The organism is Psychrobacter sp., assembly GCF_036731945.1.
Taxonomy (GTDB): domain Bacteria; phylum Pseudomonadota; class Gammaproteobacteria; order Pseudomonadales; family Moraxellaceae; genus Psychrobacter.
In genome coordinates, this window is record NZ_DAINDI010000034.1 from 16,088 (window position 1) to 16,494 (window position 407).

Below are 407 nucleotides of genomic sequence, written 5' to 3' on the forward strand. Positions count from 1 at the left end.
TTAAGCTAACCTCAGCTTTAGGCTTACTTAATTCAGTCTTAGCCAATTCAGATTTAGACGACAATGCTGAATGATCAAACGACTCTGATAAACCCACGTCGTCTGCCAAATAATTACCAGTGGTCAATTGAGCGGTCGCTTGCGCATCGTCTGCCGTACGGCTACGGGCTTTATCCAAGCTCGACTCAAACGCGCCGCGAATCAGTTGCCAAACAAAACCTACAAATAAGCCCACAACCAACACTACCAAAATCGGTAGCATATTGGTAATCGCGCCAGCCGTATCTTTCATCATAATCGCATAAACAACGCTGATACTCGCCGGCGCAATCACGCTAGGGTCACCAAGTGCCGTACCAGGCGCGAGCAAGACGGCAAACAATATCATCCAACTCATACCACCAAGC

1 pseudogene is annotated in these 407 nt (G+C 47.9%); it reads right to left on the reverse strand.

Features of this window, described 5'->3' with window-relative positions:
- Positions 1–407, reverse strand: a pseudogene (locus V7D75_RS08475) (hypothetical protein); the annotation flags it as partial.